Annotated in this window: 24 protein-coding genes; 12 read left to right on the forward strand and 12 right to left on the reverse strand. The window is 73.2% G+C overall.

The annotated features are described in order from the left end of the window. Positions 1–14: 14 nt before the first annotated feature. The 4 genes from AC07C1_RS35550 to AC07C1_RS35565 form a co-directional block, all read right to left on the reverse strand. Positions 15–2,981 (reverse strand): helix-turn-helix transcriptional regulator, encoded by a 2,967-nt coding sequence (locus tag AC07C1_RS35550; protein ID WP_478945922.1) that lies wholly within the window; start codon positions 2,979–2,981, stop codon positions 15–17. Positions 2,982–3,070: 89 nt separating this feature from the next. After that, on the reverse strand, positions 3,071–3,421 hold the full coding sequence (locus AC07C1_RS35555; protein WP_478945924.1) for a UBP-type zinc finger domain-containing protein: 351 nt from the start codon (positions 3,419–3,421) through the stop codon (positions 3,071–3,073). Continuing rightward, positions 3,418–4,878 (reverse strand): ATP-binding protein, encoded by a 1,461-nt coding sequence (locus AC07C1_RS35560; RefSeq protein WP_478945925.1) that lies wholly within the window; start codon positions 4,876–4,878, stop codon positions 3,418–3,420. The genes AC07C1_RS35555 and AC07C1_RS35560 overlap by 4 nt, the downstream gene beginning before the upstream one ends. Beyond that, positions 4,875–6,551: an NAD(P)/FAD-dependent oxidoreductase gene (locus AC07C1_RS35565; RefSeq protein ID WP_478945927.1), complete on the reverse strand. Its 1,677-nt coding sequence runs from the start codon at positions 6,549–6,551 to the stop codon at positions 4,875–4,877. The genes AC07C1_RS35560 and AC07C1_RS35565 overlap by 4 nt, the downstream gene beginning before the upstream one ends. 375 nt (positions 6,552–6,926) lie before the next feature. Between AC07C1_RS35565 and AC07C1_RS35570 the strand changes: the two genes are divergently transcribed. Then, positions 6,927–7,793: a universal stress protein gene (locus AC07C1_RS35570; RefSeq protein WP_478945929.1), complete on the forward strand. Its 867-nt coding sequence runs from the start codon at positions 6,927–6,929 to the stop codon at positions 7,791–7,793. Between the two features lies 1 nt (position 7,794). On the opposite strand, the gene AC07C1_RS35575 is transcribed toward AC07C1_RS35570, so the two are convergent. From AC07C1_RS35575 to AC07C1_RS35585, 3 genes are all read right to left on the reverse strand, one after another. After that, a complete protein-coding gene (locus AC07C1_RS35575; RefSeq protein WP_478945931.1) occupies positions 7,795–9,069 on the reverse strand; it encodes a DUF4032 domain-containing protein in 1,275 nt (424 codons plus the stop codon). A 31-nt stretch (positions 9,070–9,100) separates the two neighbouring features. Then, positions 9,101–9,847, reverse strand: a complete 747-nt coding sequence (locus tag AC07C1_RS35580) for an MBL fold metallo-hydrolase (protein WP_478945933.1) — start codon at positions 9,845–9,847, stop codon at positions 9,101–9,103. An 86-nt stretch (positions 9,848–9,933) separates the two neighbouring features. Continuing rightward, complete coding sequence (locus AC07C1_RS35585; protein ID WP_478945935.1) at positions 9,934–10,563, reverse strand: alpha-ketoglutarate-dependent dioxygenase AlkB; 630 nt, start codon at positions 10,561–10,563, stop codon at positions 9,934–9,936. A gap of 117 nt (positions 10,564–10,680) precedes the next feature. Here AC07C1_RS35585 and AC07C1_RS35590 point away from each other — a divergent pair, with 117 nt between their 5' ends. Together AC07C1_RS35590 and AC07C1_RS35595 are read left to right on the forward strand one after the other, a co-directional pair. Then, positions 10,681–11,325, forward strand: coding sequence for a TetR/AcrR family transcriptional regulator (locus tag AC07C1_RS35590; RefSeq protein ID WP_478945937.1), 645 nt, complete (start codon positions 10,681–10,683; stop codon positions 11,323–11,325). 26 nt (positions 11,326–11,351) lie between these two features. Then, on the forward strand, positions 11,352–13,025 hold the full coding sequence (locus AC07C1_RS35595) for an FAD-binding dehydrogenase (protein ID WP_478945988.1): 1,674 nt from the start codon (positions 11,352–11,354) through the stop codon (positions 13,023–13,025). A 193-nt stretch (positions 13,026–13,218) separates the two neighbouring features. Here AC07C1_RS35595 and AC07C1_RS35600 read toward each other — a convergent pair whose 3' ends face one another. After that, positions 13,219–13,569 (reverse strand): DUF488 domain-containing protein, encoded by a 351-nt coding sequence (locus AC07C1_RS35600; protein ID WP_478945939.1) that lies wholly within the window; start codon positions 13,567–13,569, stop codon positions 13,219–13,221. A gap of 168 nt (positions 13,570–13,737) precedes the next feature. Between AC07C1_RS35600 and AC07C1_RS35605 the strand changes: the two genes are divergently transcribed. The 5 genes from AC07C1_RS35605 (at position 13,738) to AC07C1_RS35625 (ending at position 19,537) form a co-directional block, all read left to right on the forward strand. After that, a complete protein-coding gene (locus tag AC07C1_RS35605; protein WP_478945941.1) occupies positions 13,738–15,165 on the forward strand; it encodes a M1 family metallopeptidase in 1,428 nt (475 codons plus the stop codon). A gap of 41 nt (positions 15,166–15,206) precedes the next feature. After that, positions 15,207–15,947, forward strand: coding sequence for a L,D-transpeptidase family protein (locus AC07C1_RS35610; protein WP_478945943.1), 741 nt, complete (start codon positions 15,207–15,209; stop codon positions 15,945–15,947). A gap of 20 nt (positions 15,948–15,967) precedes the next feature. Beyond that, positions 15,968–16,672 (forward strand): response regulator, encoded by a 705-nt coding sequence (locus AC07C1_RS35615; protein ID WP_478945945.1) that lies wholly within the window; start codon positions 15,968–15,970, stop codon positions 16,670–16,672. Between the two features lie 503 nt (positions 16,673–17,175). Beyond that, positions 17,176–19,008 carry a sensor histidine kinase gene (locus AC07C1_RS35620; protein WP_478945947.1) on the forward strand — a complete coding sequence of 611 codons (1,833 nt, stop codon included), beginning with the start codon at positions 17,176–17,178 and terminating at the stop codon, positions 19,006–19,008. Positions 19,009–19,087: 79 nt separating this feature from the next. Next, positions 19,088–19,537, forward strand: coding sequence for a DUF6098 family protein (locus tag AC07C1_RS35625; RefSeq protein WP_478945949.1), 450 nt, complete (start codon positions 19,088–19,090; stop codon positions 19,535–19,537). A 17-nt stretch (positions 19,538–19,554) separates the two neighbouring features. Here AC07C1_RS35625 and AC07C1_RS35630 read toward each other — a convergent pair whose 3' ends face one another. Together AC07C1_RS35630 and AC07C1_RS35635 are read right to left on the reverse strand one after the other, a co-directional pair. Beyond that, entirely contained in the window at positions 19,555–19,806 is a 252-nt protein-coding gene (locus tag AC07C1_RS35630; protein WP_478945951.1) for a WhiB family transcriptional regulator, read from the reverse strand. Between the two features lie 341 nt (positions 19,807–20,147). Beyond that, the gene (locus AC07C1_RS35635) at positions 20,148–21,032 is read right to left on the reverse strand and encodes a LysR family transcriptional regulator ArgP (protein ID WP_478945953.1); all 885 of its coding nucleotides are present in this window, start codon (positions 21,030–21,032) and stop codon (positions 20,148–20,150) included. Between the two features lie 69 nt (positions 21,033–21,101). Between AC07C1_RS35635 and AC07C1_RS35640 the strand changes: the two genes are divergently transcribed. Together AC07C1_RS35640 and AC07C1_RS35645 are read left to right on the forward strand one after the other, a co-directional pair. Further along, positions 21,102–21,716 carry a LysE/ArgO family amino acid transporter gene (locus tag AC07C1_RS35640; RefSeq protein WP_478945955.1) on the forward strand — a complete coding sequence of 205 codons (615 nt, stop codon included), beginning with the start codon at positions 21,102–21,104 and terminating at the stop codon, positions 21,714–21,716. 82 nt (positions 21,717–21,798) lie between these two features. After that, entirely contained in the window at positions 21,799–23,100 is a 1,302-nt protein-coding gene (locus tag AC07C1_RS35645) for an MFS transporter (RefSeq protein ID WP_478945957.1), read from the forward strand. A 46-nt stretch (positions 23,101–23,146) separates the two neighbouring features. On the opposite strand, the gene AC07C1_RS35650 is transcribed toward AC07C1_RS35645, so the two are convergent. Together AC07C1_RS35650 and AC07C1_RS35655 are read right to left on the reverse strand one after the other, a co-directional pair. After that, a complete protein-coding gene (locus AC07C1_RS35650; RefSeq protein WP_478945959.1) occupies positions 23,147–23,605 on the reverse strand; it encodes a cyclic nucleotide-binding domain-containing protein in 459 nt (152 codons plus the stop codon). A gap of 265 nt (positions 23,606–23,870) precedes the next feature. Next, positions 23,871–24,113, reverse strand: coding sequence for a hypothetical protein (locus tag AC07C1_RS35655; RefSeq protein WP_478945961.1), 243 nt, complete (start codon positions 24,111–24,113; stop codon positions 23,871–23,873). A gap of 125 nt (positions 24,114–24,238) precedes the next feature. Here AC07C1_RS35655 and AC07C1_RS35660 point away from each other — a divergent pair, with 125 nt between their 5' ends. Next, a complete protein-coding gene (locus AC07C1_RS35660; protein WP_478945963.1) occupies positions 24,239–24,673 on the forward strand; it encodes an ATP-binding protein in 435 nt (144 codons plus the stop codon). 229 nt (positions 24,674–24,902) lie between these two features. After that, on the forward strand, positions 24,903–25,757 hold the full coding sequence (locus AC07C1_RS35665) for a SigB/SigF/SigG family RNA polymerase sigma factor (protein ID WP_478945965.1): 855 nt from the start codon (positions 24,903–24,905) through the stop codon (positions 25,755–25,757). The last annotated feature ends 7 nt before the right edge of the window (positions 25,758–25,764 follow it).

The following is a 25,764-nucleotide window of genomic DNA, read 5'->3' on the forward strand; positions in this document are numbered from 1 at the left end:
CCGCGCCGCCCGGGTCAGCCCGACCCCGTCGGCTCCGGCGCTGTCAGACCCTGGCGGTAGGCGATCGCCACCGCCTCCGTGCGGCTCGCGGCGCCCAGCTTGGCGAGGATGTTGGACACGTGCACGCTGGCCGTCTTGCCGCTGATGACCAGCTCCTCGCCGATCTGCCGGTTGCTGCGCCCGCGTGCGAGGAGGCGCAGCACGTCCTGCTCGCGCGCGGTGAGCGGCGTCGCACCGTCCGCACCCGTGGGCGCGGCCGCGAGGCGCCCGCGCCTGCTCAGCGCGTCGATCCGCGCCAGCAGCGGCGCCGCGCCCAGCCCGGCCGCCGTCTCGCGGGCCAGCCGCGCCTGCTCCGCTGCTTCCGCTCGGCGCTCGGCCCCCAGCAGCGCCCGCGCGTACCGCAGTCGGCACCGCGCCTGCTCGTACGCGTCGCCGTAAGCGAACGCGGCGACCGCCTTCTCCCAGGCCACCGGGTCCGGTCCGAACCCGACCGTCGCCCACTCCGCCTCGGCGCGGGCCAGCCAGGCCTGCCCCTCCGGGCCCTGCGCACGGCCCTCCTCGTCGTGTCCGGCCGTGGTCCGCGCCAGCTCCACCAACTCGGCCGCGCTGTCCGTCCAGCGGCTGCGGTCCCCGTCGCCGCCGCGGCGCGGCTCGGCGGACCGGTCGGCGATCGCGCCCAGACACAGCGCGGCGAGCCTGACCGCGACCGCCGGGCGGCGCGTCGTACCGTCCCCCAGGGCCGTGATCGCCGCACGCATGCGCTCGACGGCCTGCTCCACGTCGCCCCGCTGCGCGGCGGCGTCGGTGAGGACGACGCCGGCGACGAGCGTGCTCATCCAGTCGAAGGGACCCTCCAGCAGGGCACGGGCCCGGTCGGCGGCCGTCTCGTCGCCGCGGGCCACCGCCACGTACAGGGCAGGGCTGATCGCGAAGCCTCCGCCCACCGCCGGGAGCGCCGCGGAGGCGTCGGACGCGGTGCGCACGCACTCGTCCCAGCGGCCCAGCGTGTACATCACCAGCAGCTGGAGATAGCGCATCTCCAGCGGGTACGGAGACGACAGCAGCCCGGCCCGGCGGGCCCGGTCGAGACCGTCGGCCAGCAACGACGGGCACTGGGCGAGCTCGCCGGACTCGAACGCGGCCACGCCCAGGTGGTACAGCGCGCGCATCTCCACCGGCCCGTTCCCCGCGGCCCGGGCCAGTTCCCGGGCCCGCTCCAGCCGTTCCCGGCCCTCGGGGGTTCTCCGGCCGCCGCCCTCGATGTTCGCCAGGGAGATCAGCAGATCGGCCTGGGCCGCGGGCATTCCCAGCTCCTCGGCGACCCGCAGCGCCTGCCGGGCGACCCGCCGGGCGGTCGCGTCCTCGCCGACCTGACGGGCCGTCGCGACATGGGTGGCCGCCGCCCACACCCACGTCCGCGACGGCGGCTCGGCGGGGATCATGGCCAGTGCCTCGCTGCTGTAGCGGTATGCCGCCGTCAGGTTGTCCACGATCAGCAGGTTCCCGGCGAGTGTGTAGCGGACCCGGGCGGCCAGCTCGGAGTCGGTGTCCTGGCCGACCCCGGCGAGCGCCGCGCGGGTCAGGGAGACCGCGCGGTGGGACTCCCCGGCGTGCGCGGCCGCGGCCGAGGCGCGCAGGGTCAGGGTCACCCGGTCCAGGCCCCCCTCGACGGCGGGCCGGGCGGACACCGGCACCGACGGCCACAGGTCCAGGGCGGTCTCCAGGTGCCGCAGCTCCTCGGCGGGGGCACCCAGCAGGCGGGCGTGGTCGGCGGCCTCCAGACAGGCGGCGAACGCCTCGGGCAGGTCGTGGCTCTCGCGGTGGTGATGGGCGCGCTCGGCGGCGGTCTCCGGGGCCCGGCCCCGGGCGGCGAGCAGCCGGGCGTACGCTCCGTGCAGCCGGGACCGCTCACCGGGCAGCAGGTCGGCGTAGACCGCCTCGCGCGCGAGGGCGTGCCGGAAGGCGTACGTGTCCCGGTCCCCGGGGACGAGCAGCTGCCGTCCGACGGCTTCCCGCAGCGCCCGCTCCAACTCGTCCTCGGGCAGCCCGGCCGCCTCGCGCAGCAGGTCGTGCTCCACCCGGCGCCCGGCCACGGCGGCGGTCCGCAGCACCTGCTGGGCCGTCTCCGACACCTGCTCGACCCGGATGAGCAGCAGGTCGGCGAGCCCGCTGGGCACACCGTCGGCGTCCGCGCCGGCCGCCGCGAACAACTCCTCTGCGTAGAACGCGTTGCCCTCCGCACGGGCGACGATGCCGTGTACGACGGTCTCGGGCAGCGGGCCCGCCCCGAGGGCCCGCACCAGGCGCGCGACCTCGGGATCGGGCAGCGGCCGCAGCTCCAGGCGCTCCACGGCCGGCAGCCGGACCAGCTCGGCGAGCAGGGGGCGCAGCGGGTGGCGGCGGTGCAGATCATCGGCGCGGTAGGAGGCGAGCACGGCGAGCCGCCGGTCCGGGGCGCCACCACCCGGCCGGTGCAGCACACCCCGGCTGAGCAGGAAGCGCAGCAGATCCCGGGAGGACTGGTCGGCCCAGTGCAGGTCTTCCAGCACGAGCACCAGGGGTGTCACGGCGGCCAGGTCGGCCAGCAACCCGGCGACGTCCTCGAACAGCCTGAGCCGCCCGTCGGGATCCCGCGCCGGGTCCGTGCCCGCGCCGAGCAGCCGGTCCACCGCCGGGTGCGCGCCCAGCACGGCCGTGAACCGCTCGTCGGCGGCGAGCACACCGAGAATCTCGGTGAACGGCAGGTACGGCAGTCCGACGTCCCCGAGGTCCACACAGTGCCCGGTGACCACGGTCGCCCCCGCCCGCACGGCGCGCCCCGCGACCTCGTCGAGCAGGCGCGTCTTGCCGACTCCCGCGTCCCCGGCGACCAGCACCGCCCGCGCCTCACCGGCCCGGGCGCGCTCCAGCAGGCCCGTCAGCCGGGCCAGTTCCTGGTCCCGGCCGATGAGCGGCGGTGGGGTGAAGGCGATCTGCGACACGCCCCCATCCTGACACGCGCCACCGACAGCGGGTCCTTGACCTGCGGTTGGCCGATGTCATCACCGCGCGTCTGTGGGCACCGCGCGTCTCAGCCCAGCGTCTGCGCCCAGTTCGCCGGCACCCGCCCCGCCGGGCCCGGTGCCGGCTGGTCCGCGGGATGGGCGGACGGGGGAGCGAGTTCGGGACCGGAGTCGTACAACTCGTCGGTGGCGTAGTCCCAGAACCAGTCCTCGCCCGGTTCGAAGCTCCGGATGACCGGATGCCCCGTCGACCGGTAGTGGGCCGTGGCGTGCTTGGCGGGGGAGTCGTCGCAACAGCCGATGTGCCCGCACTGCGCGCAGCGGCGCAGATGGAACCACCAGCCTCCCGCCTCCTCGCACTCCACGCAGCCGGTGCCGCTCGGCGGCACGCTCGGGTCGATTCCGTCGACGGTGCTCATACGGTGTCCTCCGCTTCCTCGGCGGGCGTCTCGGTGGTCAGGGGCAGCAGCACCTGGAAGCGGGTGTCGCCGGGCACCGACTCGACCCGCAGGGTGCCGTGATGCTTGTTGACGACGATCCGCCAGGAGATGTCCAGGCCGAGCCCGGTGCCCTCACCGACCGGTTTGGTGGTGAAGAACGGGTCGAAGATCCGGCCCTTGATCTCGGGCGGGACGCCGGGCCCGGTGTCCCGGAACTCCACCAGCACCTGCTCGTGGTCGAGCGCGGTCCGCACGGTCAACGTGCCCTCGCCGCCGGCGCCGTTGATGGCCGAGACGGCGTTGTCGATGAGGTTGGTCCACACCTGGTTCAGCTCCGCCGGGTAGGCGGGCACCGGCGGGATCGTCCGGTCGTACTCCTTGACGACCTCGATGCCGGGGCCCCTCTTGCCGGACAGCATCAGCAGGGTGCTGTCGAGGAGTTCGTGCACGTCCACCACCCGGAACGGGGCCCGGTCGAGCTGCGAGTACTGCTTGGCCGCGTCGACGAGGTGCGAGATGCGGGTGGTGGAGTCCTCGATCTCGTTCAGCAACAGCTCGGTCTCGACGGTGTAGTTGAGCCAGCCGACCGCGCCGGGCAGGATCTCGTCGTCCACGGCCGCGGCGACCTGCTCCAGCCAGTCGACGTCGAGGCCTGCCTGCACGAAGGTGGGGGAGAGCTGCCAGCCGTGGCCGATGCCGTGGTCCTCCAGCCAGTCGGTGAGCAGGTCCTCCCGGTCGGACGCCTCCAGCGGGCTGAGCACCGGGGCCTTCGCGACCCGCTCGGCGGTGCGCTCCTGGATCTCGATCAGGTTCGCCAGCGCGTCGCGGGAGAAGGGCCCTTCGGCGATCACGGCGAGCTTGTGCCGCATCTTCGCGACCCGTTCCCGCAAGGTGGCGGTGGCCCGGACCGCCGCGGCCGCCGGGTTGTTCAGCTCGTGGGTGAGCCCGGCCGACAGCGAGCCGAGCGCGAGCAGCCGCTCCCGCTGCCCGATCGCGGCCTGGGTGTTCTTCGAACCGAAGAACAGGCCCTCCAGCAGGTGCACGGCCATCGGGAACCACTCGCGCATGACGTCCGCGAACAGGTCGGCGGGCAGCACGAAGAAGCGGGTCGGCTCGGTGACCCGCATGGAGTTGTTGTACACCTGACGCACCCGGTCGCCGAGGTACGCCTGCATAGAGCCCGCGTACACCCCGGGCTGCGAGGTCCGGGTGACCTCCACGTCGTCCCCGCCGACCCGGCGGGAGAGCACGACCGTGCCCTCGATCATCACGAAGAAGCAGGTGGCGGGGTCGCCCTCGGTGTACACCGGTCCGGGCTGGAACAGCTCCACCCGCCCCTCGCTGCACAGCCGCCCCAACTGCTCAGGGCTCAGCTTCTCGAAGAGGAACAGCGAGCGGACCTCCTGTGGGCTGCACGGCATCACCTGCCCGCTCATGACTGCTCCAGATACCGGTGGACGAGCATCACGGCCATGGCTCCCTCTCCGACGGCGGACGCGACGCGCTTGGCGGACTCGGCGCGCGCGTCGCCCGCCACGAACACGCCGGGAATGCTGGTCTCCAGGTGGTACGGCGGCCGGTCCAGCTCCCAGCCGGCCGGCGGCCGCCCGTCGGCGGTCAGATCCGGTCCGGCCAGGATGAACCCGCGCTCGTCGCGCAGCACCGTGTCGTCCAGCCAGTCCGTCAGCGGGGCGGCACCGATGAACACGAACATCCACTGGGCGTCGACCTGTTCGGTCTCCCCGGTCACCGTGTGACGCAGCGTCAGCTGCTCCAGGTGGTCCGAGCCGTGGGCCGCGTCCACGACCGTGTGGGAGCGCACCGAGATGTTCGGCGCCTCGTCGATCTGCTGGATCAGGTAGTACGACATGGACGCCGACAGGTCCGTGCCGCGCACCAGAAGCGTCACCGACTTCGCGCCCCGGGACAGGTACATCGCGGCCTGGCCCGCCGAGTTGGCGCCGCCGACGATGTAGATGTCCTGCCCCAGGCAGGCACTCGCCTCGGTCAGCGCCGAGCCGTAGAACACCCCGCACCCGGTGAGGTCGGTGCAGCCCGCCGCGTCCAGCTGCCGGTACTGCACGCCGGTCGCGAGGATCACGCTGTGCGCGGCGATCACCGAGCCGTCCGCGAACCGTACGACGCGTGCGCCGCCGTTGACCTCCAGGCCCGTCACCTCGCGCGCGGAGAGTATCTCCGCGCCGAACTTGGTGGCCTGCCGCCGCGCCCGGTCGGTGAGCTGGGCGCCGGAGACACCGTCGGGGAAACCGAGGTAGTTCTCGATCCGGGAACTCTGCCCGGCCTGCCCACCGGTCGCCGACCGCTCCACCAGCACGGTGCGCAGCCCCTCCGAGGCCCCGTACACGGCGGCCCCGAGCCCGGCCGGACCGCCGCCGATGACGACGAGGTCGTAGAAGTCGGCCGTCGGTGTCGTCGCCAGTCCCACGCGCGCCGCCAGTTCCGGCGCCTCGGGCTGGACCAGGGCGGTGCCGTCCGGGGTGATCACCAGCGGCAGCCGCTGCCCGTCCTGCCCGGCGGCCGCCAGCAGCCGCTGCCCCTCCGGCTCCTCCACCGAGTACCAGCGGTAGGGCACCTGGTTGCGGGCCAGGAACTCCCGCACGTCCGAGGAGCGCGCCGACCAGCGGTGCCCCACGACCTTGGTACTGGGCACGGGCCTGTAGGCGCTGCTGCGCCAGGCATCCAGGAGATCGTCCAGCACCGGATAGAGCTTCTCCTCCGGCGGATCCCAGGGCTTGAGCAGGTAGTGGTCCAGGTCGACCACGTTGATCGCGTCGATCGCCGCGTTGGTGTCCGCGTACGCGGTCAGCAGCACCCGGCGCGCCCCCGGATAGACGTCGAGCGCCTGCTCCAGGAACTCGATCCCGTTCATCTGCGGCATGCGGTAGTCGGCCAGGATCACCGCCACCAGGTCGCCGCGCAGCTTCAGCTCGCGCAGCGCCTCCAGCGCGGACTCGCCGGACTCCGCGCGTACGATCCGGTAGGACTCGCCGTAGCGCCGCCTGAGATCGCGGGCGACGGCACGGGAGACCCCCGGGTCGTCGTCCACGGTCAGGATGACGGTCCGCGCTGCGTCGGCGGCCTGTGCCATACGTCTCCCACCCCGAGCGTTGGATCACCCGGCTCGGTGTCGCGGGGACCACCGCACCGGTTCGAAGCCCATCGTATGTTCGATCGCCCGGGATCGCTCCGGTGTACGGCGGGGCCATGATCAGACGCACCGACCGCACGGCCGGGGCCGCGATCGGCCACGGCGCTCCCCGGGCCGCGGAACTCGTTGCCCTGCGGGTCCGCCGGCACCACCCACGACTGTGCGCCCCGCCCGACGTCCGGGGTCATGGAGGCAGCGTGGTCAGCGCCTGCAGTGGACCCCGGGGCCGTGCGAGATCATCGTGGCGGTGCGCGACGGTGCCCGACAGGGGGCACCAGCACCGCGAGAGCGCGGCGACGACGAGGAGGCCCACGCATGACACGCCCGATCACGGCAGGGGTGGACGGTACGCAGGAGAGCCTGGCCGCGCTGGACTGGGCGGCCCGGGAGGCCGTACGCCGGGGCCTGCCCCTGCGCGTGGTGCACGCGTGGCGCTACGCCGAGGCGCTCGCCGCGGCCGACCGGGGCACCCAGCACCGATGGGTCTCGGATGGCGTGGCGCAGGCCGTGCGTACCGTCTCCGAGCGGCATCCGGGGCTCGAGGCGACATTCGACGTGGTCGAGGGCGGGGCCGCGCACGCGCTGGCCGGTGTGGCGGCGGAGGCCGAGATGCTGGTGCTGGGCTCCCGCGGGCACGGTCCGGTCGTCGGGTTCCTGCTGGGCTCGGTCGGCCAGCAGGTGATCGCGGAGGCTTCCCGGCCCGTGGTCCTGGTCCGCGCCGGCGACCGGCCGACGGCGGAGGCCGCCGGCCGGGAGGTGGTGGTCGGCCAGCACGGTGGTCCCGAGGACAGCGCCGCCGCGCTGCGGTTCGCGTTCGAGACGGCGGCGTCCCGCGGCGCGACCGTCCGCGCGGTACGGGCGTGGACCCTGCCGCCGGTCTTCGCCTACAGCCCCGGCTCGCTCAAGCTCCTGGACGACGCGGGCGGTCTCGAGCCGTACGAGAAGCAGGCCCTGGCCGAGGCGCTGCAGCCGTGGCGGGAGCGGTTCCCCGAGGTGCCCGTGGCCGAGCACATCGAGATGGGCAGCGCCGGCCAGGTGCTGCTGTCGGTGGCCGGACACGCGCAGCTGATGGTCGTCGGGCGCCGGGCGCACCGTACGGCCGTCGGCTCCCGGATCGGCTCGGTCGCGCACGGGGTGCTGCACCACGCCGACTGCCCGGTGGCCGTGGTCCCGCACGAGTGACCTACTCCGGGGTGCTGGGCTCCAGCGTGGTGCGGGCCCTGGGCAGGACGTTCTCGATGTAGTCCGTGACGGCGGTGTCGAGGCCCATGTCCTGCTGGGCGCGCTCGGACAGGTACCAGCGGTGTTCCAGGAGTTCGTGGTAGATCTCCGCCGGGTCCATGGAGCCGCGCAGTTCCAGCGGGACCGCCCGCACGGTGGGCCGGAACACGTCCCGCACCCAGCGGTGGGCCAGCACCTCGGGGCGGGCGGCATGGGGGTCCCCCCTGCTCGAGCGAAGCCGAGAGCTTGGGGGAGGATCGCCCGGAGCGTAGTCGTCCTGGGTGGCCATCCAGCTCTCCAGGTCGCTCAGCAGCCGCCGGGCCTGGTTCTCCTCGGCGTCGAGGCCGGTCAGCCGCAGCAGCTGCCGCTGGTGGTGGCCGGCGTCGACGACCTTGGGCACGAAGGTGACCGTGTCGCCGTTGGCGGAGTGCTCGATCTGCATCTCGGCCACGTCGAAGCCCAGTTCGTTGAGACGGCGGATCCGGCGCTCGATGTAGTGGTACTTGCCCGCCGGGTACACCGAGGTGCGGGTCAGCTCCTGCCACAGCCCGTTGTAGCGGGTGCAGATCTCATGGCCGAACTCGACCGGGTCGACGGACGGGTGCAGGGCGCCCGACGCCTCCAGGTCCAGCAGCTCGCCGCTGATGTTCACGCGGGCCAGCTCGAGGTCGTACTCCCGCTGGCCGGGGCTCAGCCGGGGATGCAGGTCGCCGGTCTCGGCGTCGACCAGGTAGGCGGCGTACGCGCCGGCGTCCCGCCGGAAGAGGGTGTTGGAGAGCGAGCAGTCGCCCCAGGCGAACCCGGCCAGGTGCAGCCGGACCAGCAGCACGGCGAGCGCGTCCATCAGCCGGTGCATGGTCGCCGGGCGCATGGTCGTCTCGAACATCGACCGGTACGGCATCGAGCCCCGCAGATGCCGGGTGATCAGCACCGGCTCCAGCGGGGCACCCGAGCCGTCGGTGCGGCCGGTGACCACGGCGAGCGGGTCGACGGCGGGGATGCCGAGCCGGTCCAGGTCGCGCAGCAGCCCGTACTCGCGCAGTGCGGGCCGTTCGGCCAGTTCCTTGACGGCGATCACCTCGTCACCGGCGTGCGCGTAGCGGACGACGTGCCGGGAGATGCCGCGGGGGAGCGGCACGAGGTACTCCTCGGGCCACTCCTCCAGGGGCACGTCCCAGGGCAGGGCGAGCAGGAGCGCGGGATGCTCAGGATTCGTGGCGTTGATCTGCAAGGCCATGACAGGAACCTTAAGGCCCCGCGCGGGTGTTCTAGGCAGCGCGTTCCCGGGCCTGCTCGGCCGCCGCGCGCACCGGCCCCCGATGGACCGGCCCGTGTCCGGGCAGCAGGGTGTCGCCGTCGAGTGCGCCGATCACCTCCAGGGAGGCGAGCGTCCGCGCGCGATCGTGGTGGAAGAAGTCGAGCAGCACCTGGGGGCCCTTGGTCCGCGCGGTCGCGTGCCCGCTGACCAGGGCGTCACCGGAGATCACGATCCCCGCCTCGGGCAGGTGGAAGACGCAGTGGCCGTCCGTGTGCCCGGGAGTGTGCACGGGGACGGGCCGGCCCGGCAGGTCGAGCGGCCCCTCGCCGGGGAACGGCTCGGGCGCGGTCACGGGATGGTTCTCGGTGCCGCCCACCCGGATCACGTGCACCGCCCAGGGCAGCACGCCCGGCCGCCAGGCGTTGCGCACCACGTCGGCGATGGTGGCCTGCTGCAGGAACTCCCGGCGGGCGTGCGGGACTTCGGCCGGGTGGAGATACACCGGCGTGCCGTGGGTGGCGCGCAGGTACTCGGCCGAGCCCAGGTGGTCGTTGTGCGCGTGGGTGATCAGCACGGCGGCGACGGCCCCGGGGGAACTGCCCACCGCCGCGAGGGACTCGAGCAGCCCCTGCCGGTCCCCGGGGTATCCGGTGTCCACCAGGGTGACGGCGTCACCGTCCTTGAGGATGACCCAGTTGGTGTGGTGGCCGTGCACCAGATAGGTGCCTTCGGCGACTTGGCGTACGTCCGCGGTCATGATCTCCCCGGGCCCCTGAACGGCTGATCGTCGAGGACAGCCAACCAGATGCGGCGGTCCCCCGCGCAAGAGGGTGGCCGGACGCGTCAGTGCACTCCCTGCGGCCGGAACTGGATGCTGATGCGGGGGCCCGTGGCGCGGGTGGTCTTGGGGACGCAGTGTTCCCAGGTGCGCTGGCAGGAGCCGCCCATCACGATGAGGTCGCCATGGCCCAGCGGTCGCCGTACCGTCGTGCCGCCCCCACCGGCCGGGCGCAGCAGCAGGTCACGGGGTGCGCCGACGGAGAGGATCGCGACCATGGTGTCCTCGCGGGCGCCGCGCCCGATCCGGTCCCCGTGCCAGGCCACACTGTCCCGGCCGTCCCGGTAGAAGCACAGCCCGGCCGTGGTGAACGGTTCGCCCAGCTCCCCGGCGTAGTGGCGGGACAGCACGGTGCGGGCTTCGTCCAGCACCGGGTCGGGCAGTGGGTCGTGCGCCTTGTAGAAGGCGAGCAGGCGGGGTACGGCCACCACGTTGTCGTACATCTTCCGTTGCTCCGCCCGCCACGGGACTTCCGCCGCGAGCTTCTCGAACAGCGCGTCGGCGCCGCTCAGCCAGCCCGGCAGCACGTCGATCCAGGCGCCGGAGCCCAGCTCGGTGCGGCGCAGCCGGTCCAGGGGGCCGAGCCGCAGCTCGTCGGTCTGGTCGAACAGGGAGCCCTGGAGGTGCGTGGCCATGAGCCCAGCGTACCCCTAATCGAAAATGCGTTCCCATTGATCATCGGGGCGGATCAGGTCTGTTCGATACATTGGTGTATCGGATACATTCGCGTATCGAACGGGAAGGCGGTACCGATGGAGGAGACACCCAAGCGCGTCACCCGGCGCCGGGTCCGCACCCGGGCCAGGCTGCTCGACGCCGCCTTCGAGGTGTTCGCGGCCAAGGGCTTCGGGCGGGTCTCCATCGAGGAGGTCTGTGAGGCGGCCGGGTTCAGCCGGGGTGCCTTCTACTCGAACTTCGCGACCCTGGACGAGCTGTTCTTCGCGCTCTACCAGGAGCGCGCCGATCTCATCGCCTCCCAGGTGGCCGACGCGCTCGGCCAGGAGGGCCCCGACCTCGACGTGCCCGCCTCCGTGGACCGGGTCACCGAGGTGCTGCTGCTCGACGTGGACTGGCTGCTGGTGAAGACCGACTTCCTGGTGCACGCGGCCCGCGACCCGGCCGTCGCCCGGGCCCTCCTCGACCACCGTGCCCGGCTCCGCGAGGCCGTCGCCGACCGGCTCTTCCGGGCCCGGGGCCACACCGAACTGCCCGCCGTGCTCGGTGACGTCGACGGCGCAGCGCACGCCGTGGTCGCCGCGTACGACGGGGTCACCACCCAACTGCTGCTGGACAAGGACGTCGACGCCGCCCGGGGCTGGCTCAAGCAGCTGCTCACCGCGCTGCTGACCGACGGCAGCCGGCACCTCCGTACGAACACCGGCACGGCCCGGCTATGAGCACCGTCAGGAAGGACACAGTCGCCATGGACGCGGATGTCATCGTCGTCGGAGCGGGTCTCGCCGGCCTGGTCGCGGCGCACGAACTCACCAGCCGGGGCCGCAGGGTGGCCCTGGTCGACCAGGAGAACGCGGCCAACCTCGGTGGCCAGGCGTTCTGGTCCTTCGGCGGGCTCTTCCTCGTCGACTCCCCGGAACAGCGCCGGCTCGGCATCAAGGACTCCTTCGCCCTCGCCTGGAGCGACTGGCGTGGCAGCGCCCAGTTCGACCGGCCGGCGGACGAGGACTCCTGGGCGGTGCGCTGGGCCCGCGCCTACGTCGAGTTCGCGGCCGGCGAGAAGCGGTCCTGGCTCCAGGGGCACGGCATCGAGCTGCTGCCGACCGTCGGCTGGGCCGAGCGCGGCGACCTGAGGGCGGACGGGCACGGCAACTCCGTACCCCGCTTCCACATCGCCTGGGGTACCGGCACCGGAGTCGTCGAACCCTTCGTCGGGTACGCCCGGCAGGCCGCCCGGGACGGACTGCTCACCTTCCACCACCGCCACCAGGTGGACGAGCTGATCATCGAGGACGGCACGGCACGCGGGGTGCGCGGCACCGTCCTCGCCGCCGACGACTCACCGCGCGGTGTCGCCTCCAACCGCGACCGGACCGGTGACTTCGAACTCACCGCCCAGGCCGTGATCGTCACGACCGGCGGCATCGGCGCCGACCACGACATCGTCCGCCGCTACTGGCCCGAGCGGCTGGGCACACCTCCCGCCGAGATGGTCACCGGCGTCCCCGCCTACGTCGACGGCCGCATGCTCGACATCAGTGCCGAGGCGGGTGTCCGGCTGGTCAACCGGGACCGGATGTGGCACTACACCGAGGGCCTGCAGAACTGGAACCCCGTCTGGCCCGGCCACGGCATCCGCATCCTGCCCGGCCCGTCCTCCATCTGGCTCGACGCGCTCGGCCGTCGCCTGCCCGATCCCTGCCTGCCCGGCTACGACACCCTGAACACCCTCAAGTACCTGCGGACCACGGAGGACATCGCCGGGTACGACCACTCCTGGTTCGTCCTCACCCGGAAGATCATCGAGAAGGAGTTCGCGCTCTCCGGCTCCGAGCAGAACCCCGACATCACCGCCAAGGACCGCAAGGCCGTGCTGCGCGACCGGCTGCTCGGCAAGGGCGCCCCCGCACCGGTGCAGGCCTTCCTCGACAACGGCGCGGACTTCGTCACCGCGAACACCCTGGAGCAGCTGGTCCAGAAGATGAACGGCCTGACCGGCAAGCCGCTGCTCGACGCGGCCGAGGTGCGCCGCCAGATCGAGGCCCGCGACCTGCAGATCGCCAACCCGTACAGCAAGGACTCCCAGGTCCAGGGCATCCGTAACGCCCGCCGCTACATCGGCGACCGCCTCGGCCGGGTGGCCGGCCCGCACCGCATCCTGGACCCGGCGGCAGGCCCGCTGATCGGGGTGCGGCTGCACGTACTGACCCGCAAGACCCTCGGCGGCATCCAGACCGACCTCGACTCCCGCGCCCTCGGCACGGACGGCTCGCCGATCGAGGGGCTGTACGCGGCGGGCGAGGTGGCCGGCTTCGGCGGTGGCGGTGTCCATGGCTACAACGCCCTGGAGGGCACCTTCCTCGGCGGCTGCCTGTTCTCCGGACGAGCCGCGGGCCGCCACGCGGCCCGCCGGACGGGCTGACCGCAGCCCCAGAGCGGTCCACCGCCCTCCGCGTCAGCGGTTCATCCGTGCGCGGCGGCGGACCGGCATCTGTACGCGGCGGGTGCCGGACGCCGGCCCTGCTGCGGCTCCACCCGCCTCCGCGCTTGCCCGGCAAGCGGGCCTCAGCCGTTCAGCGGTTCCACCCGCCTCCGCGCTTGCCGGGCGGCCGGCCTCAGGCGTTCAGCAGTTCCGCCAGTACCTGCGCGTGGCTCTCCTCCGGGTGCTTGGACGCCGTCAACAGCGTCACCCGTCCTTTGCGGGCCGACTTGCGGAGGCCGTCGAGCAGTTCGGCGGCCTCCGGGACGTCGAGTTCCGCCTCGTAGCGGCGGCGGAACTCCTCGTAGGAGCCCTCCCCGCCGTGATACCACTTGCGCAGCTCGGTCGAGGGCGTGACTCCCTTGGGCCACTCGTCCACGTGCGCCGCGTCCTTGGCGAGGCCGCGCGGCCACAGCCGGTCCACCAGGACGCGCAGGCCGTCGTCGGGCTCGGGCGGTTCGTAGATCCGGCGCACGCGCACGCTCACGGTCGGGCCCCTCTCGGGTCGCGGACGGTTCCGCGAGCCTACGTCGACCGGCCCGGCCCACCGGGCGGCGACGCGGCGTGACTTGACCTGAACAAGGGGGAAGCCGGGCCCCCGCCGCCCTTAGTCTGTCGGCCAGTCGATCATCAGCCGGCCCCCTGAGGAGCGCCTGTGACGCCATCCCGCACACAGCCCGCACGTCGCCGCACCGCCGTCCTCCGCCGCGAGGCGGTCCTCGCCACCGTGCCCGTCGCCGTGGCGGCACTCCTGGCCGCCGCGGGACCCGCGGCGGCGGGCACCACCGGCGCGTCCGGCGCCGGCGACCCCTACTTCCCGCTCAGCGGCAACGGCGGCTATCACGTCGCCCACTACGACCTGACGCTCCGTTACGACACTGCCGGCCGTCACCTCGACGGCAAGGCCGTCCTCACCGCCCGCGCCACCCAGCGGCTCACCCGCTTCGACCTCGACCTCAAGGGCCTGAAGGTCACCTCGGTCACCGTCGACCGCGGCACGGCCGCCTTCCGGCGCGACGGCCAGGAACTCGTCGTCACTCCCCGCCATGCCCTGCGCACGGGCCGGCAGTTCCGCGTCACCGTCGCCTACAGCGGCACCCCGAAACCGGTCACCGACCCCGACGGCTCGGCGGACGGCTGGATCCCCACCGACGACGGCGCCTTCGTCGCGGGGGAGCCGCAGGGCGCGATGACCTGGTTTCCGGCGAACAGCCACCCCAGGGACAAGTCGTCGTACGACTTCACCATCACCGTGCCGAAAGGGCTCACCGCCGTCGCCAACGGCGTGCCGCTCGGACAGCACACCGCGCACGGGCGCACCACCTTCCACTGGCGTGAGACGCAGCCCATGGCCGCCTATCTGGCCACCGCCACGATCGGCAAGTTCGCGGTGGAGCGGTACACCACCCGCGACGGCATCCAGGTCTACAACGCCGTCGACGCGCGGGAGGCCCGCGCCGCCGCGCCGGTGCTGAAGAAGCTGCCCTCCGTCCTCGCCTGGGAGAGCGCGCTGTTCGGACCGTACCCGTTCCGGGCCGCCGGCTCGATCGTCGATCACGCCCCGAGCGTCGGCTACGCCCTGGAGACCCAGACCCGGCCGGTCTACGACTCCGCGCCGGACCTGAGCACCCTGGTGCACGAGAACGCCCACCAGTGGTTCGGCGATTCGGTCTCGCTGACCGCGTGGAAGGACATCTGGCTCAACGAGGGCTTCGCCAGCTACGCCGAGTGGCTCTACGCCGAGCAGCACGGCGGCGACAGCGCCCAGAAGACCTTCGACGCCCTCTACGCCCGCCCGGCCGGCGACGCGTTGTGGGCCTACCCGCCCGGCGACCCGGGCAGCGGCGAGAACATCTTCGGCACGCCCGTCTACGCGCGCGGCGCCATGACCCTGCACGAGCTGCGCAAGACCGTCGGCGACAAGGACTTCTTCCGGATCCTGCGCGCCTGGGCGGCCGAGCACCGCGGCGGGCACGGGACGACGGCACAGTTCGTGAGGCTGGCCGAGCAGAAGTCGGGGAAGCGGCTGGGCGGGTTGTTCCGCACCTGGCTGTACGCGAAGGGCAAGCCGAACAGCGCCTGAACCCTGACCGGTTCCAAACAACTGTCGGCCAGGGTCGACGCATGATCCAACGCAGAACCGTTGTCGGACTCCTCGCCTCCCCGCTGCTGCTCACCGGCTGCGGCGGCGGAGCCGAGGCGACCGAGCGCCGGGTACCGGCCGACCGCCCGGTGCCCACGGCCACCCCCACCCCCGAGATCGAGGCGGAGCAGGCACCGCCCGGCATACCCGGCCTCGGGCCGAAGCGGTCGGCGGCGATTGCGGAGCGCTGCGGGCAGGCCGTCGTCGTCACCGGGCGGGGGAGGAACTCCCCGTTCTGCACGGTCGTCCTGCACGAGCGCGCCGCCACCGGCTGGCAGGCGGGTCCCGCCTGGCCCGCCCACAACGCGCTGCGTGGCTGGAGCGCCCACCACATGTCCGGCGACCTGCGCTCCCCGCTCGGCGTTCACACCCTCTCCGACGCCGGAGGCCTGCTCCCGGACCCCGGCAGCAAGCTGCCGTACCACCACTCCGGCGCTTTCCACTCGCCCGGCACCGGATTCGAGGGCGAACCGCTCGAGGGGTCCTTCGACTACGTCATCGCCATCGACTACAACCGCAGGCCCGGCACCTCGCCCCTCGACTGGACCCGGCCGCTCGGCCTGGGCCGGGGCGGGGGAGTCTGGCTGCACGTCGACCACGGCGGGCCCACGCACGGCTGCGTGAGCGTCGCCAAGGCCCACATGAAGGACCTGCTGCACACCCTCGACCCGGGCCGGCACCCCGTCGTCATCATGGGGTACGCCGGCTGGCTCGCCGACTGAACGGCCTAGGATCCGAACTCGTGTGCGCACATGTACTGGTCGCCGAGGACGACGAGAAGCAGGCCGAACTGATCCGCCGCTCCCTGCTGGCCGAGGGACACACCGCCACGGTGGTGCACGACGGTGCGGCCGCGCTCGACGCGGCCCGCCGGCTGCGGCCCGACCTGGTCGTCCTGGACCTGATGCTGCCGGTCGTCGACGGCTTCGGCGTGTGCCGGGCGTTGCGCAGCGGCGTCGCCCCGGACGTCCCCGTGGTGATGCTCACCGCCCGCTCCGCCGAGGACGACGTCCTGCTCGGCCTGGAACTGGGCGCCGACGACTACATGATCAAGCCGTACAGCCCACGCGAGCTGATGGCCCGCATCCGCACGGTCCTCAGGCGCGGCGGGCGGAGCGTCGGCGCCCGGGACGACGATCCCGTCGTACAGGCCGCCGGGATCAGCGTGGACCCGGTGCGGCACGAGGTGCGCCGCGACGGCGTGCCGGTGGAGTGCACACCGGCCGAGTTCCAGATCCTGCTGGCCATGGCCGGGGAGCCGGACCGGGTCTTCACGCGGCGCCAACTGCTGCAGTGCACGCGCGGCTTCGACCGGGCCTCCACCGAGCGGGCCGTCGACGTGCACATCATGAACCTGCGCCGCAAGATCGAGGCCGACCCGCGCCGGCCGGCCCGGCTGCTGACCGTCTTCGGCGTCGGCTACAAGCTGAGCGGCACGCGGCCGTGAGGCGCCGACCGCCGGGGGGCCGGTCATCGGAGGGCCAGCCGCCGGAGGACCGGTCACTGGAGCGACGGTCGCGGGAGGGCCGGGCGTCGGAGGACAGGGCGCGGGAGGAGCGGTCGTCGGAGGGAGGGTCGCGGGAGGAGCGGTCGTCGGAGGGTCGGGCGCGGGAGGGCTGGGCGCGGGGGAGCCGGTCGTCGGAGGGTCGGGCGCGGGAGGGCTGGGCGCGGGGGAGCCGGTCGTCGGAGGGTCGGGCGCGGGAGGGCTGGGCGCCGGAGCGACGGTTGCGGGAGGGCCAGTCGCCGGAGGGAGGGTCGCGGGAGGAGCGGTCGTCGGAGGGTCGGGCGCGGGAGGGCTGGGCGCGGGAGGGCCGGGCGCCGGAGGGACGGGCGCCGAAGAACGGGTCACCGGAGGAGCGGGCGTCGGAGGGACGGGCGCCGAAGAACCGGTCACTGGAGGAGCGGGCGTCGGGGGGCCGGGCGCCGAAGAACCGGTCACCGGAGGGCCGGGTGTCCAAGCGCCGGATCCCGTTGCGCAAGCGGCTCCTCGTCCGTCTGCTGTTCGTCTCCGCGCTGATCGCCGTCTGCTCGGTGGCCGCCACCGCCTGGCTCGCGGTGACCACCACCACCAGTGCGCTGAAGGAGGAGCAGGGCCAGGACCTGGCCGCCGACAACCGCATCCTCGCCCAGCTCAGCGGGTACGCCGCCACCCACTCCGACTGGGCGGGCGTCCAGCGGACCGTCCGTGACCTGTCCGCCAGGACCGGGCGGCGCATCGCCCTCACCACCGTCGACCGGAGCCTGATCGCCGACTCCGCGCCGCGCGGCACCCCGCTGCCGCCCGGGCCCGCCGCCGCCGTCGATCCCTTGCGCACCGACACCTATACCGAGACCGGAGCCCAGCTCAGCGGCATCGACCCCCGGGTGGTGGGCCCGTACCGGGTCACGGCCGGGGAGCGCGTCAAGCTGGACGCGCTGGCAGCCAAGCGCCGGCAGTGCTACGAGCGGTTCGGCATCGACGCCACGGTGGTCCGCACCCCGAGTGGACGCCCCGTGCTCGGCGCGTCGGACGGCTCGGACACCTCGTACGCAGCGGAACAGTGCGCGGACGGGCAGCTGTACACCCCCACTCCGACGGAGCAGAAGGCCCTGGACGGCCTTTCCGGGCTGGCCCGCCCCTGCCTGAAGCACGCGGGTGTGGACCTCGGCGGACCGATGTCCCTCCTCTTCGACCCCACCGGAAACAATCCCTTCGGTGGTGGTTACCTGGCCGCGAAGTACGCCAGGCTGGGCAAGGACATGACCGCGCGGACGGCACGATGCGTCCTCGGCGCCCGCCGAACCCAGCTGGAGCCCTACGTCGCACCCGTCGCCGACCTGTTCCTCGGCATCGGCGACCGGAATCCCTCCCGCTTCGACATGTCCGCGGCCAACAAGGCCAAGGTGGTCGGCACGGCGGGCCTGGTCCTCGCCGTCACCGTCGCCGTGACCGCCGTGGTCGCCGTCCGGCTGGTCCGGCCCCTGCGCGCGCTGACCGAGGCCGCGGGGGCCTCGCCCGAGCTGCATGTCCGGGTCCCGGTGACCACGCGGGACGAGACCGGCATCCTCGCGGAGGCCTTCAACGACCTGACCGAGCGCCGTGAACGCCTGGAGGCCCAGCGCAAGGCGATGGTCAGCGACATCGCGCACGAGCTGCGCAGCCCGCTGACCAACATCCGCGGCTGGCTGGAGGTCGTCCGGGACGGTGTCGTCGACCCCGACCCGGCGCTGCTGGACTCGCTGCACGAGGAGGCGCTCGTCCTCCAGCGCATCATCGACGACCTGCAGGATCTGGCCGCGGTCGACGCCGGAACCCTGCGCCTGCACCGCGAACCGCTGCGGGCCGGCGACCTGCTCGAGCAGGTGGCCGCGGCCCACCGCGTCGCCGCCGACGCCGCCGGGGTCGCCATGGGGCTCGAGGCCGACCCGGCCGCCTGGCTGGACGCGGATCCGGTGCGGATGCGGCAGGCCCTCGGGAACCTGGTCTCCAACGCGCTGCGGCACACCCCGGCCGGCGGCACCGTCACGCTCGCCGCACGCCAGGAGGGGAACGACGTGGTTCTCACCGTCACCGACACCGGTTCGGGCATCGCGCCCGAGGACCTGCCGCACGTCTTCGACCGGTTCTGGCGCGCGGAGAAGTCCCGCAGCCGCCGTACCGGCGGCAGCGGCCTCGGCCTGCCGATCGTCCGCCACCTGGTCGCGGCACACGGCGGTAGGGCCGAGGCCGCGAGCGAGCCCGGCGAGGGCGCGGTCCTCACCCTGCGGCTGCCGGCCGGCCGGCAGCCGCACGAGGAACCCTGAGACCGGAGGTGCTCGGTCCGATTCCCGGCGCGCGCCGGGGGTACTCCGGTCGCGCAGCACAGTCGAGGGAGGTCAAGCCATGAGCGCAGTGGAGGACCTGCCGGTCGTGTCCACGCTCGCCGAAGCGGCCCGCCTGGTGTCACGGCACCAGGGCCTGTACGTGCGCTGGTCCAAGGGGCCCGGCACCGATCTCGACGACGTGTCCAGCACCGACGAACTCACCGGCGTGCCCATGCCCGGCCTGTCCGCCAACCCGCTCGACGTCGAGGACTGGTGGGAGGACCGGTCCGTCGAACTGTGGGTGGCGCGCCGGCTGTACGACTACGCGCACCTGCCGCACGACAAGGGCCCCGGCGTCCGTCCCTGGGTCCTCAAGGGCCGGGAGACGGGCCGGGGCCCCGACAACGAGCCGCTGGTGGCCGACGTCGAGCCGCTGTGCTGGATCGCCGACGGGGTGATCGACGCGGCCAAGGCGGAGGTGGCCCGGCAGGAGCGGGAGTGGGGGACCCTGCGGCGCGGTGGCCGCTGAGCCCCCCTGCCGCCGGGTCAGCCGGAGCGCGGCCGGGAACGCGCGCGGCGCCGCAGCGCGCGGCGTTCCAGCTCGGTGGTACCGCCCCAGACGCCGATGCTCTGGCCCGTCTCCAGCGCCCAGTCGAGACACTGGTCCCGGACGGGGCAGCTCCCGCACACCGCCTTCGCCTGCTGGGCCTGTACCTGTGCGGGGCCGGTGGTGCCGATGGGGAAGAACAGATCGGGGTCCTCGTGACGGCACGCGGCTTGTTCGCGCCAGTTGTCCATCGATGTCTCCTGGAGTCCGATCGAAGTCGTCCGTGTCCTTGCGAATACGCTGTTCGGGTTCGGGTGACCGATCGGGACGGTGTGAAACGACGCAACCGGCGGGAAATCGGATGACGACCGTGAGCCGGTCACTTGTGCGGGCAGCCCGGCGGGGAGCTGTGCGTGGTCAACGGGCTGGGCAGCAGGGATCGTTGGCGTCCGGGTGGGGGGCGCCCGTACTGATCGGGCACCGGGGGAGGGGAGTTCGGGGAGGCGGAACGGATCGCGCGCCGGCCGCCCGCCGCTGCGCGGCCACCGTGCCGCGCCGAAGGCCACCGGTGGCCCGTCCGGAGGGCCCGATGTCAGCGGCGCAGTGCCTGCGCCGCCGTCGTCGTGATCGCGTCGGCCAGTGCCGCGAGCGCGGGGGAGTCGAGCTTCCACTGCTGCCAGTACAGCGTGACGTCCATCCACTCCCCGGGGGCGAGCAGGGCCAGCCGTCCCTCGTCGAGCAGCGGGCCGGCCTGGGCCTCCGGGACCATGCCCCAGCCGAGCCCCGCGGCGACCGCGTGCACGAAACCCTCCGAGGTGGGCACGTGGTGCCGCAGCGGGCCGGCGGACCCGCGGCCCAGCCGGCGGGCGAAGCCGTCCTGGAAGTCGTCCTTGCGGTCGAAGACCACGACGGGAGCCCGGGTGAGCGCCTCCGGCAGGGACTGACCGTCCAGGTGGGTCCGGGTGAACTCCGGTGCGGCCACCGGCAGATAGCGCATCCGGCCGAGCGGCCGGACCGTGCAGCCGGGCACCGGGTCGGCCGAGGAGGTCACCGCCGCCATCACCAGCCCCTGGCGCAGCAGGGCCGCCGTGTGGTCCTCGTCCTCCCGGTGCAGCTCGAAGCAGAGCCCCGCCACCCGGGTCAGGGCCGGCAGGAACCAGGTCGCCAGCGAGTCGGCGTTCACCGCGACCGGCACCCGCGTCGGCTCACCGGCGCCACTCAGCCCCAGCTCGCCCCACGCGTCCCGCTCCAGCCGGGCGAGTTGCCGGGCGAACCGCACCAGCACCGCGCCGGACTCCGTGGGCCGCACCGGTTTGGTGCGCTGCAACAGCACCCGGCCGGTGCGCTCTTCGAGGGCCTTGACCCGTTGGCTGACCGCCGACGGCGTCACGTGCAGCGCCGTCGCCGCCGCGTCGAAGGTGCCCTCGTCGATCACGGAGAGCAGTGTCCGCACCTGCTCCAAAGGCAGATCTGTCATCACAACCGCTAATGATACGTAAAAATCTTTAGCTGTACTTGTGATCGGCCCTTGCCTAGCGTCGACCGCATGAACCACGCCCTGACCGCCGCGGTCGCCGGATTCGGCACCGGCCTCTCCTTGATCGTTGCCATCGGCGCCCAGAACGCCTTCGTCCTGCGGCAGGGGGTGCGGCGGGACTCCGTGCTCATCGTGGTCGGCATCTGCGCCCTGTCCGACGCGGTGCTCATCGCGCTCGGTGTCGGCGGGGTCGGTGCGGTGGTGGTGGCCTGGCCGGGCGCGCTCAGGGTGGTCGGGATCGTCGGCGGTGCCTTCCTCCTGGGCTACGGCGCCCTCGCCGCCCGCCGCGTCCTCACGTCCGGCACCGGGCTGCGCGCGGACGGGGAGACCGCCGGTTCCCGCAGGCGGGCGGTGCTCACCTGCCTGGCGATGACCTGGCTCAACCCGCACGTCTACCTGGACACGGTGTTCCTGCTCGGCTCCCTCGCGGCCGACCGGGGCCCGCTGCGCTGGACCTTCGGACTCGGCGCGGCGTGCGCCAGCCTGTGCTGGTTCGCCGCGCTCGGCTTCGGCGCCCGGCTGCTCGGCCGGTTCCTGGCCCGGCCCGGCGCCTGGCGGGTCCTGGACGGTCTGGTCGCCCTCACCATGCTGGCGCTGGGTGCCACGCTCGTCGCCGGATCCTGAGACAACCGGTTCGATGCGCACAGCGAATGCTGAGATAGTCGGTTCGCGACGCGAAAAGATGTAACGAGCAACCAGGACACCCGTGGACACCAGCGAGAGCAGCAGCCCGGAGACCGACACCGACGCGCCGGCGGCGCAGGCCCCGCCGCGGCGCGGCTGGCGCCGCTGGGCGATGGACACCCGGCCCCTGCGCATCCCCGCCTACCGGCGCCTGTGGTCGTCGACCATCGTGACCGCCGTGGGCAGCCAGCTCACCGCCGTCGCCGTACCGAAACAGATCTACGACATCACGCACTCGTCGGCCTGGGTCGGCTACGCGAGCCTGGCGGGACTCGTGCCCATGGTGGCGTTCGCGCTGTGGGGCGGGGCGGTCGCCGACACCGTCGACCGCCGCAAGCTGCTGCTGGTCACCAACAGCGGTATCGCGGTGACCTCGCTGCTGTTCTGGGCGCAGGCCGTCACCGGTCTCCAGTCGGTCGTCCTCCTGATGGTCCTGCTCGCCGTGCAGCAGGCGTTCTTCGGGCTCAACTCCCCGGCGCGCAACGCCTCCATCGCCCGGCTGGTCCCCGCCGGGCAACTGGCCGCCGCCAACGCGCTCGGCTCCACGGTGACGCAGACCGGTCTGGTGGCGGGCCCCCTCCTCGCCGGGGCGCTCATCCCGGTCATCGGCCTGCCCGAGCTGTACCTCATCGACGCCCTGGCGCTGTGCGCGACGGTGTGGGCCGTCTTCCGGCTGCCCGCGCTGCCGCCGCTCGGCGGCGCCGCGACCCGCCGGGCCGGGGTACGCGAGATCGCGGCCGGCTTCCGCTACATCGGCCGGCACAAGGTGCTGCTGCTGTCCTTCCTCGCCGACATCGTCGCCATGGTGCTCGGCATGCCCCGTGCCCTGTTCCCCCAGCTCGCCGCGGAGACGTACGACTCCTACGGCGAAGGTCTCGCGCTCGGCGTGCTGTTCGCCGGCATCCCGGTCGGCGCGGTGCTCGGCGGCCTGTTCTCCGGCGTGTTCTCGCGGGCCCGTCGGCACGGGTGGATGGTCATCGGGGCGGTCGTCGGCTGGGGCGCGGCCATCGTCGGCTTCGGGCTGAGCGGCAACCTCTGGGTCGCCGTGGCCTTCCTCGCCGCGGCCGGCGTCGCGGACATGGTCTCGATGGTGTTCCGGGGCGCGATCCTGCTGTCGGCCGCGACCGACGAGATGCGCGGACGGATGCAGGGTGTGTTCACGGTCGTCGTCGCGGGTGGCCCGCGCCTGGCCGACGTGCTGCACGGCACCGCCGGCTCGGTCTTCGGCCCGCGGTCCGCCGTGGCGGGCGGCGGAGCCCTGGTCGTCGTGGTGATGCTGACCCTGGCCTTCACGGTCCCGTCCCTGCGCCGCTACCGGATCTGACCGCGGACCTGTCGTCGGAATACCACCTGCCCCCCGGCGACAGGACCTAGAGCGGCCCGCTGCGCCGCCGGATCGCGTACTGGTCCATCAGCTTGCCGCGGGTCGTCTCCAGGCGGTTGGCGAGGATCTCGGCCACCGTCCGGACCAGGGAGAGGCCGAGCAGCGGGTCCTCCACGCACAGCGCGAGCACCGAGGGTCCGTCGAACTCGTAGGCCCGTACGTTGCTGAAGGCCACCGCGCCGAAGTCCCACCGGTACGGCGGGAACAGCCAGGACCAGCCGAGCAGGTCGCCCGCGCCGAGCGTGGCCACGGTCACCCGCTGCCGGGAGGTGACCTGCTGGTCCAGATGGACCGCGCCCGAGCGGATCACCCAGAACCGGTCGGCCGTGCCGCCCGCCTCGAAGACGCGGGTGTCCTCCGGGAAGGAGATCTCCTTGGCCAGCTCCATCAGGCGCTCGCGCTGCGCCTGGGGCAGGGCGGTGAGCAGTTTGATCGCTTTGGTCATGGCGCGGGGCTCCTCGCCGGCGGCGGTCCGGGTGCTGTGCTTAAGCCCATTTCAGCCGCTGCCGCAGTCCCGGGCACCTCGAAGGACACGGATTTCCGCGTTCCGGCCGCTTCCGGGCAGCAAAAAGCCCTGGCTGGACGGGGGAGACCAGCCAGGGCCGTATGCGGGGACGCCGAGGAGGGAGGAAGGACGGCTCCGTCCGCTCCGGCGTCGGCATGGATGAACACTAAACCATCTCGTGTGCTTGTGTGTACCCGTAAGCGGGTCAGGTGACCTGTTTCACTCCGTCCGCCGTCATCGGCGGCTCGCCCGGGCTGACGATCTCCTGCAGCACATGCAGCACCGCCTCGTACGCCCGCGCCCGGAACGCCGCCTCCCGCGCGCCGTCCGGATCCGTCGCCGTCAGCCCCTGTGCGCGCTCCCGCCAGGCACGTTCCTCCTCGGCGGCGCACTCCCTGCCCCGCCGGATCCGCCGCAACAACTCGTCCGCGTCCACCACATCGGTCATACCGTTCGGGTACCCGGCCGGTCCCCGGTGATGGCATTGGCGTCAAAGGTGTTTGACGGCGCCGTCAAGGGTCAGCCGAAGGGGCAGAGATCCAGTCAATCCGGGCACCACACAGGGAGGAAGGGATGCTCGACAAGCACCGCACCACCGCCTCCGCGACCCTGCGGGAACCATGCCGCCGGCTGCCGTGCCGGCCGGCCGACGCCCGCAGAACGGTCCAGCGCGTGGTGGCCGAGCGGTGCCGGGCTCGCGCCCTCCCGTGTGCACCCGAGGCCATGGAGGACGCCCTGCTCGTCACCTCGGAGCTCGCCACCAACGCGATCCTGCACGGCGGCGGGATCACCGGCTTCGACGTCGACGTCGACTCCAGCGGCGTCCAGGTGTCGGTGAGCGACCGCAGCGACGAGGTTCCGGTGGCCCTCACACCCGTGGACGAGCGCGGCCGGTCCCGGCCGGGCGGTCGCGGCTGGCCCATCGTCTGCCGGCTGGCGCGCGATGTCAGGGTGGCGGAGCTGCCCCGCGGCGGCAAGCGCATCACGGCCGTCGTACCGCTGGGCTGAGCGGTCGCCGAAGTTCCGCCACCCGCGTTTGCCCACGGGGCCGGGGGGCAGACGGAATCTCGTGCTTCGGACCGGAGGCGCGCGCCCAGCGGGGAGCAGTACCGCTGCCGGGCCCCCTACCGGCGGGCCGGGCGGTACCCCCGCGGCGACCCTGACACCACCGTTCGGGCCAGTACCCGGAACTCATGTTCCGGCCGTGCCCTGAAACCTCGTTCAGGAGCGATTCCGCATGCTGACCGACATCTCGACAAGCCGTCCCGGCACGCCCGCCACCACCGTCGCCGCCGCGGCACCCGCCCGGCGGAATCATGACGACGCCCCCGACACCGCGGAGCTGTTCACCCGGCTCGCGGAACTGGAGGACGGTCCCGAGCGGGACGCCGTACGCGACGAACTCGTCACCGCCTGGCTGCCCATGGCCCACCGGATCGCGGGCCGCTTCCGCGATCGCGGCGAATCCGTCGAGGATCTGCGCCAGGTGGCGGCGCTCGGGCTGGTGAAGGCCATCGACCGGTTCGACCCGTCGCGCGGGGCTTTCGAGAGCTACGCCGTGCCGACCATCACCGGAGAGGTCAAGCGGCACTTCCGCGACCGGATGTGGGCCCTGAGGGTCCCGCGCCGGGTGCAGGAGCTGCGCAACCGGGTGCGGGTGGCCCGCCGGGAACTGACCCAGAACCCCGGCAGCCCCGAACCCACCGTCGCCGACATCGCGGCGCACACCGGGCTCAGCGAGGAGGAGGTGTCCGCGGGCCTGGAGGCGCTGGAGAGCTTCAGCACCCTGTCGCTGGACGCCGAACTCTCCGCCGATGAGGACGGCTACAGCCTCGCCGACACCCTCGGCGCGACGGACGCCTCGTTCGACGTCGTCGTCGACCGCGAGGCGGCCAAGGAAGGGCTGCGCCGCCTGCCCGAACGTGAGCGGGCGATCCTGTACATGCGCTTCTTCGAGGACATGACACAAAGCCGTATCGCCGACCGGCTCGGTATCTCCCAGATGCACGTCTCCCGGCTGATCAGCCGCAGCTGCGCCCGCGTCCGCGACGAGGTGATGGGCCGGCGCACGGGCGGCGACGGCGCCGTATGAGACCGAC

The organism is Streptomyces sp. NPDC045022, assembly GCF_056432605.1.